This is a genomic window from Dietzia sp. CW19 (assembly GCF_014145265.1).
GTDB classification, from domain to species: domain Bacteria; phylum Actinomycetota; class Actinomycetes; order Mycobacteriales; family Mycobacteriaceae; genus Dietzia; species Dietzia natronolimnaea.
The window spans coordinates 1-7,792 of the sequence record NZ_JAALEE010000212.1; the positions used below are offsets into that span (position 1 = coordinate 1).

6 protein-coding genes and 2 tRNA genes are annotated in these 7,792 nt (G+C 69.5%); 3 read left to right on the top strand and 5 right to left on the bottom strand.

The window, feature by feature from the left end; all coding sequences use genetic code 11:
* Nucleotides 1-1,564, top strand: a 1,564-nt coding sequence (locus tag G6021_RS07050) for a LuxR family transcriptional regulator (protein ID WP_241736457.1), incomplete at its 5' end; no start/stop codon positions are given.
* Nucleotides 1,561-2,856: a benzoate/H(+) symporter BenE family transporter gene (locus G6021_RS07055; RefSeq protein ID WP_347238926.1), complete on the top strand. Its 1,296-nt coding sequence runs from the start codon at nucleotides 1,561-1,563 to the stop codon at nucleotides 2,854-2,856. The genes G6021_RS07050 and G6021_RS07055, both read left to right, overlap by 4 nt.
* A 6-nt stretch (nucleotides 2,857-2,862) precedes the next feature.
* Here the strand turns inward: G6021_RS07055 and clpX are convergent, their stop codons facing one another.
* The 5 genes from clpX to G6021_RS07080 all read right to left on the bottom strand — a co-directional run bounded on the left by clpX (nucleotide 2,863) and on the right by G6021_RS07080 (nucleotide 7,387).
* Nucleotides 2,863-4,131, bottom strand: a complete 1,269-nt coding sequence (clpX, locus tag G6021_RS07060; RefSeq protein ID WP_179524914.1) for an ATP-dependent Clp protease ATP-binding subunit ClpX — start codon at nucleotides 4,129-4,131, stop codon at nucleotides 2,863-2,865.
* A gap of 147 nt (nucleotides 4,132-4,278) precedes the next feature.
* On the bottom strand, nucleotides 4,279-4,902 hold the full coding sequence (locus tag G6021_RS07065; protein ID WP_182640938.1) for an ATP-dependent Clp protease proteolytic subunit: 624 nt from the start codon (nucleotides 4,900-4,902) through the stop codon (nucleotides 4,279-4,281).
* A gap of 71 nt (nucleotides 4,903-4,973) precedes the next feature.
* Entirely contained in the window at nucleotides 4,974-5,543 is a 570-nt protein-coding gene (locus tag G6021_RS07070) for an ATP-dependent Clp protease proteolytic subunit (RefSeq protein WP_042328906.1), read from the bottom strand.
* Nucleotides 5,544-5,844: 301 nt separating this feature from the next.
* Entirely contained in the window at nucleotides 5,845-7,260 is a 1,416-nt protein-coding gene (tig, locus tag G6021_RS07075; RefSeq protein ID WP_182640939.1) for a trigger factor, read from the bottom strand.
* A 50-nt stretch (nucleotides 7,261-7,310) separates the two neighbouring features.
* Nucleotides 7,311-7,387: transfer RNA gene (locus tag G6021_RS07080), tRNA-Pro, on the bottom strand.
* A gap of 198 nt (nucleotides 7,388-7,585) precedes the next feature.
* Here G6021_RS07080 and G6021_RS07085 point away from each other — a divergent pair.
* Nucleotides 7,586-7,659: transfer RNA gene (locus tag G6021_RS07085), tRNA-Gly, on the top strand.
* Nucleotides 7,660-7,792 lie beyond the last annotated feature (133 nt).

Here is a 7,792-nt window from a genome sequence, read left to right on the forward strand (position 1 = left end):
CCTGCACATCGACGGAATCGACGCGCTCCTCGGGGCGGGGCGGATCAGCGAGGCCGCCGCGCTGTCCCACACGCTCGACCGGGTCCGGCCCGACCCGCGCCGCGATGCGGTCCTCGGTTCGCTCGCGCTCCACCTGGGCCACGCGGGAGAGGCCGAGGCACTCCTCCGGCGAGCCCTCGACGCCGGGCAGTCCGGTTCTCCCGGTGTCACCGCCCCCGACCCCGTCGCACTCGCCCAGAAGTTCGTGGTGCACTCACTGTGCCTGTGGCGCCCCGACCAGCTGAGGCACTGGGCCGGGGTCGTCATCGGGGGCGCCCATCCCGACCAACCGGAGGTCGAGGAGGCCCGGGCCATCACCGTCCTGGGCGAGGCGATCGACGCCGCCCCGGGAGGCGGCGTCACCGACGAGGACCGGATCGATTCTCTCGCCCCCGCGGTGGCCCAGCGCTTCGAGATGGCCTCCGGATGGATCGCGCTCGCCCACGACGATCTCGAGACGGCCCGCCACCGCCTGGGTTCGGCCGTGCCGACGGCCGACGTCTCCGGTTCCGCGCGGATCTCGCTGTGGGCTCAGGCGTGGCTCGCACGCACCCACCTGCTCCGGGGGGACTGGGACGAGGCGCTCCGGGTCGTCGACACCGCCGCCCGACGTCTCGAGGATCTCGAACTGGACCTGCTCGCCCCGGTGATCCACTGGTCCGGTGCCGTCATCAGGTCCATGCGCGGCGACCACCTGGGGGCGGCCGCACACCTGAGGCACCTCACCACCACCGCGGACGCCTACCCGGTGCAGATCATCCCCTCCGCCATGGGGCGCATGCAGGTCGCCGCCGCCGCCGGTGACTACACCTCGGTGCGACGGGCCGCCGAACCGCTGCACGCCCTGTCCCTCCGGCTCGACATCGACCAGCCGGGTTTCTGGCCGTGGCACGATCTCTACGCCCCCTCCCTCGTCCTGGCCGGCCGGCTCGAGGACGCCGAGGCGCTCATCGGTCCCCCCGAACAGCGGGCCGTGGAGCTGGGCCACCGGTCCACGCAGGCCAGGCTCGGCGCGGTCCGCTCCCGGATCGCCGCCGTCCGCGGGGACGTGGAGGAATGCTCCCGCATCTTCCACCGGAGCCTGGAGTACCTCGACGGACTGGCGATGCCGTACTACTCCGCACAGATGCACTTCGGCTTCGGCCAGACCCTGCGTCGGGCCGGCCGGCGCCGCGAGGCCCACCTCGCCCTCGGGACCGCCCGAGACCTCTACGAACAACTCGGCGCCCACGCCTACGTCGAGCGCTGTGAGCGGGAGCGCCGCGCCGGGGGTGTCGACGTGGCCCGCGCGGTCGGCAACTCCACCCTCACCCCGCAGGAACGGGCCGTGGCCACCCTCGTCGCGGCGGGGCGGACCAACGCCCAGGCCGCCGAAGAGCTGTTCCTCAGCGTCAAGACGATCCAGTACCACCTCACCCGCATCTACTCGAAGCTCGGGATCAACGGCCGCACCGAGCTGGCGGCCCACGTCGCCAGGTCCCGCCACCCGTTCGGGCCCGATCCCGACGAGTCAGGAGTCCCGTGACCACCGACAGCGCCCCCACCGACGGTCGGAGCCGGGACACCGACGCCCCGGCGGGAGACCCGTCCCGGACCGCCACGCCGCTGCCGATCGAGATCCCCCACCACCGCCGACCCTCGCCTCGGCGGGTGCTGGCGGACCTGGGCCCGAGAGAATGTGCCAACGCCCTCATCGCGCTGATCTTCTCCGCGACCGGCCCCGTCGCCGTGATCCTGGCCGCGGGGGAACAGGGCGGGTTGACCCCGCAGGAACTGTCCTCGTGGATCTTCGGGGTGTTCTTCGCCAACGGGGTCCTCACCATTCTCATGAGCTGGATCTACCGGACCCCGTTGGCGTTCTTCTGGACCATCCCCGGCACCGTGATCGTGGGCAACTCGCTCGGACATCTTCGGTGGTCGGAGGTACTCGGCGCCTACGTCATCACGGGCGTGGTGATCCTGCTGATCGGCCTCAGCGGGGTCGCGCGCAGGGTCATGGACTGGATTCCAATGCCCCTGATCATGGCCATGGTGGCCGGGGTGTTCCTCCGGTTCGGCCTCGGCCTGGTCGACGCGGTGTGGACCTCCGCCGCCGTGGCCCTGCCCATGGTGGTGGCCTTCCTCGCCGTCGGGGCCCTTCCGCGGGTGGCCCGGGTGGTCCCGCCGATCCTCGCCGCGATGCTGGTGGGGATCATCGCGGTGATACTCGACGGCGGGTTGTCGCGGGGAGTCCTGGACGACGGGCTCCTCGCCGTCCCCATGGTGCAGGGGCCGGAGTTCACCGTCCGCGGTCTCACGGAGTTGGTGGTCCCCCTGGCCATCACCGTGCTCGTCGTCCAGAACGGCCAGGGGGTCGGGGTTCTCCGTGCCAAGGGGCATCATCCGCCGGTAAACGCCTGCGCCGTGGCGTGCGGGATCTGGTCTCTGCTGGTCTCCGCGATCGGCGGGGTCTCCACGTGCCTGACCGGACCGACCAACGCGCTGCTCGTCTCATCCGGGGAGCCCCGCCGGCACTACGCGGCCGCGATCGGCACTGGCGGACTCGCCCTGATCGTGGGGGTGCTCTCCCCCGCGTTCGTCGGCCTCATGGTCGGGACGCCGGCGGCCTTCGTCGCGGCGCTCGGCGGGCTGGCGATGCTGGCGCCACTGCAGTCGGCGTTCGTCACGGCGTTCCGGACCGACCGCGCGTTGGGGCCGCTGGTGTGTCTGCTGGTGACGGTGGCTGACGTGTCCCTGCTCGGGATCTCCGCGCCGTTCTGGGGGATCGTCCTGGGACTCGCGGTGTCGGCGCTGCTGGAGCGCCGCACCACGAGCTGACGGGTCCTACGCCGACTTCTCCCGGGGCTCGGAGTCGGAGAACGGGACGATCGTCGGCAGCACGTTGTGGCGCACCGTCTCGCCGGTGACCACCACGCGGGCCACGTCGTCACGTCCGGGGATGTCGTACATGACCGGGAGGAGGACCTCCTCCATGATGGCGCGCAGTCCACGGGCGCCGGTGCCCCGGAGGATCGCCTGATCGGCCACGGCCTCGAGGGCGTCCGAGGTGAACTCCAACTCGACGCCGTCCATCTCGAACAGCCGGGCGTACTGCTTGACGAGCGCGTTCTTGGGCTCGCTGAGGATGTTGACCAGCGCCTCGCGGTCCAGGCTCGTCACGGTCGCCACGACCGGCAGGCGCCCGATGAACTCGGGGATCAACCCGTACTTCACCAGATCCTCGGGCATGACCTCGGCGAAGTTCTCGGTGGTGTCCAGGGAGCTCTTGCTGGCCACCTCGGCCCCGAAGCCCATCCCCTTGCGACCCACACGGTCGCCGACGATCTTCTCCAGGCCCTGGAAGGCCCCGGCGACGATGAACAGCACGTTGGACGTGTCGATCTGGATGAACTCCTGGTGCGGGTGCTTGCGTCCACCCTGCGGGGGCACCGACGCCTGCGTACCCTCGAGGATTTTCAGCAGCGCCTGCTGGACGCCCTCGCCGGACACGTCGCGCGTGATCGACGGGTTCTCGGCCTTGCGGGCGATCTTGTCGACCTCGTCGATGTAGATGATGCCCATCTCGGCACGCTTGGTGTCGTAGTCCGCGGCCTGGATGAGCTTGAGGAGGATGTTCTCCACGTCCTCACCGACGTAGCCGGCCTCGGTCAGCGCGGTGGCATCGGCGATGGCGAACGGGACGTTGAGCATCTTGGCCAGGGTCTGGGCGAGATAGGTCTTGCCACACCCGGTCGGCCCCAGCATGAGGATGTTGGACTTGGCCAACTCGACGGCGTCACCGCGACCGAGGGAGGCCCCCACGCGGATGCGCTTGTAGTGGTTGTAGACGGCCACCGCGAGGTTCCGCTTGGCGGCGTCCTGTCCCACCACGTACTCGTCGAGGAACGCGTGGATCTCCGACGGCTTGGGCAGCTCGTCGAGTGCCGAGTCCTGCGAGTCCTCGACCTCGGACTCGATGATCTCGTTGCACAGCTCGATGCACTCGTCGCAGATGTAGACCCCGGGACCTGCGATCAGCTTCTTGACCTGCTTCTGGCTCTTCCCACAGAAGGAACACTTCAACAGGTCGCCGCTCTCACCCACACGTGCCATGAGTTCTACGTCCTCGCATTCCAGGGGCCCGGATTCACACCCCGTAGTCGACGGTACGCGGGAGGGCCGGCAAATCCGACCCCCCGCGCGATCAGTTCATTGGACCTGACGGCGCACCGCTACCCTCTACGGCGCGCCGCCCGGACGTCAGTTGGTCGACGACAGCTTGCGGTAGTCGAACACGGTGTCGATGATGCCGTAGTCCTTGGCCTCCGCGGCCGTGAGGATCTTGTCGCGATCGGTGTCCTTGCGGATCTTCTCGGCCTCGTGGCCGGTGTGCAGCGCCAGGGTCGTCTCCATGAGGCGACGCATGCGCTCGATCTCCGCGGCCTGGATCTCGAGATCCGATGCCTGCCCCTGCATGCCGCCGGTCGACGGCTGGTGGATGAGGATGCGGGCGTTGGGCAACGCGGCCCGCTTGCCATTGGTGCCCGCCGCGAGCAGGACGGCGGCGGCCGAGGCCGCCTGCCCCAGGCACACCGTCACGATGTCGGGGCGCACGTACTGCATCGTGTCGTAGATCGCCATGAGCGAGGTGAACGACCCACCGGGCGAGTTGATGTACATCGTGATGTCGCGGTCCGGATCCTGGCCCTCGAGGACGAGGAGCTGGGCCATGATGTCGTTCGCCGAGGCGTCGTCGACCTGGGTGCCCAGGAAGATGATGCGCTCCTCGAAGAGCTTGTTGTACGGGTTGGACTCCTTGACGCCGTAGCTCGAGTGCTCGACGAAGGAGGGCAGGATGTAGCGCGAGGTCGGCAGTGAGGTCATCGGTGACTCCGTGGTGGTGTGCGGGGCGGGCTGGGCTGCGGGAGCGCTCCCGTGGGCGACGGGTTCGACGTTCACGACGGCGACGTTCCGCCGGTCTGGGACGCGCGCGTGATCACGTGGTCGACGAACCCGTACTCCTTGGCCTGCTGCGCGGTGAACCACCGGTCACGGTCCGAGTCCTCGGTGACCTGCTCGAACGACTGGCCCGTGTGGTCGGCGATGAGCTCGGCCATCTGCTTCTTAGTCAAGGCGAGCTGCTCGGCTTGGATGGCGATGTCGATGGCCGACCCGCCGACTCCGCCGGAGGGCTGATGCATCATGATCTTGGCGTGCGGCAGCGCGAAACGCTTGCCCTTGGTACCGGCGGCCAGGAGGAACTGGCCCATCGAGGCCGCAAGTCCCATCGCATACGTGGAGACGTCGCACTCAACAAACTGCATGGTGTCGAAAATCGCCATGCCCGCGGACACCGAGCCGCCGGGCGAGTTGATGTACATGGCGATGTCGCGGGTGGGGTCCTCCGCCGCGAGCAGCAGGATCTGCGCGCAGAGGCGGTTGGCGATGTCGTCGTCCACCTGGGAACCCAGGAAGATGATCCGTTCCTGCAGGAGACGCTCGTACACCGAGTCGCCGAGGCTCAGCCCGTGGGATCCGGGAGAGCTGAGGGCGGGTTGCGTCGAACCGGGCTGTGCCGCTGAACCGTTCTGGGCCACGGGGTACCTACCTTCGCTGATCGTCTCACCGCTCCCGCGGTGCCCGGCCGTCCGGCGGCCGGGTATCCGTTACGTCAAACAGTAACCAACGCCCACGACGGAACCGTCCCGACGGGGCGGGTGTTCGCTCTCAGCGTCGCCTCGCGCGGTCCCCGGGGCCGCGAACGACGGAGCCGGGGACCACCGTGGGGTGGTCCCCGGCTCCGGGGGGTGGTTCAGGCGGCGACGATCAGGCGTCGGTGGCCTTCTCGTCGGAGGCGTCGGCCTCGACCTCGGCGGTCTCGGCGGAGTCCGCGCCCTCGGCGGAGTCGGTGGCCTCCTCCTCACGCGAGCCGAAGAACTCGGTGGTGTCGACCGTGTTGCCCTCGGTGTCCGTGACGTTCGCCTGGACGATCACGTCGGCCAGGGCCTTGGAGCGGCGCACGTCGGAGAACAGCGACCCGAGCTGGCCGGCCTGCTGGATCTGCTGCACGAACTGGTTCGGGTCCATGCCGTAGCGCTGGGCCTGGAACATGATGTGCTGCGTGAGCTCCTCCTGCGAGACCTCGGTCGAGGCGTCCTCGGCCACGGCGTCCAGCAGCAGCTGGCTGCGGATGGCGCGCGCGGCGCCCTCGCGGGTCTCGGCCTCGAAGGTCTCGCGGTCGGTGCCCTCGGCGGCCAGCGCCTGGTCGAGGATCCCGGGGTCCCCACCGAACTGGTCGATGAGCTGGTGCATCTGCGCGTGCGCCTCGGACTCGACGAGGGACTCCGGGGTCGGGATCTCGGTGGCCTCGATCAGCGCGTCCAGGACCTTGTCGCGGATCTCGCCGGCGAGGCCGGCCTTGGCCTGCTGCGCCACCTTCTCCGTGAGGTCGGCCTTGAGCTCGTCGAGGGTGTCGAACTCGCTGGCCATCTGCGCGAACTCGTCGTCGGCGTCGGGGAGCTCGCGCTCCTTGACGGACTGGACGGTCACGGTGATGACCGCCTCCTTGCCGGCGTGATCACCGGCGACGAGCGAGGAGGTGAACTCCTTGGACTCGCCGGCCTTGAGGCCCTCGGCGGCGTCGTCGAGGCCCTCGACGAGCGTGCCGGAACCGAGCTCGTAGGACAGGCCCTCGGTCGAGGCCTCGTCGACGGGCTCGCCGTCGACGGTGGCGGCCAGGTCCACCGAGAGGAAGTCGCCCTTCTCGGCACCGCGCTCGACGCCCTTGAGGGTGCCGAAGCGGGCGCGGAGGTTGTCGAGCTCGGTCTCCACCGCCGCCTCGTCGGTGGCGGGGGCCTCGACGGTGACCGCCAGCTCAGAGTAGGTCGGGAGGGTGATCTCGGGGCGCACGTCCACCTCGGCGGTGAACTCCACGACGTCGCCGTCCTCGAGCTTGGTCACCTCGATCTCCGGCTGCGCCAGGACCTTGAGGTCGTGCTCGTCGACGGCCTGGCCGTAGCGGGTCGGGATCATGTCGTTGATGACCTGCTCCAGGACCGCCGGGCGACCGATCCGCGCCTCGAGGAGCTTGGCGGGGGCCTTGCCCGGACGGAAGCCGGCGATGTTGACCTGGCCGGCGAGCGACTTGTACGCCTTGGCGAAGTCCGGCTCGAGCTCAGCGAACGGCACCTCCACCGTGACCTTGACCCGGGTCGGGTTCAGCTGCTCGACAGTGCTCTTCACGGTGATGATCTCCTAGGAAAGTCGTGTGGGGTTCGTGTTTCGGGCTCCGCTGGTCGGGATGACAGGATTCGAACCTGCGACCCTCCGCTCCCAAAGCGGATGCGCTACCAAGCTGCGCCACATCCCGGTGAGTCGCGCGACCGACCACCCCGCGCCGTACGCGGGAAACCTGCCGGGCCGCCAAACCAACTCGCCCAGTGTACGACAGTGCCGCATCACGGCAGATTCCGAGTTGGCGGGCCGGGAGTTGGGAGCGCCGCACCGGTCCGGTAGTGTTGTCTCAGCGCGAGCGAGACGAGGGGGAAACCCCAGGTCAGCCGCCGATGCGGGCGTAGCTTAATGGTAAAGCCCCTGCCTTCCAAGCAGGCTACGCGGGTTCGATTCCCGTCGCCCGCTCCACACGACGCCCCCGCGACGACCTCCAGGGGCTCCCGGCGCTCCCGGCGCTCCCGAGGATGGCGTCTCGCGGTAGCGCCTGTTCGACCAGACCCCAGCCGCCCCTGGGCATGGCGTCTCGCGGTAGCGCCTGTTC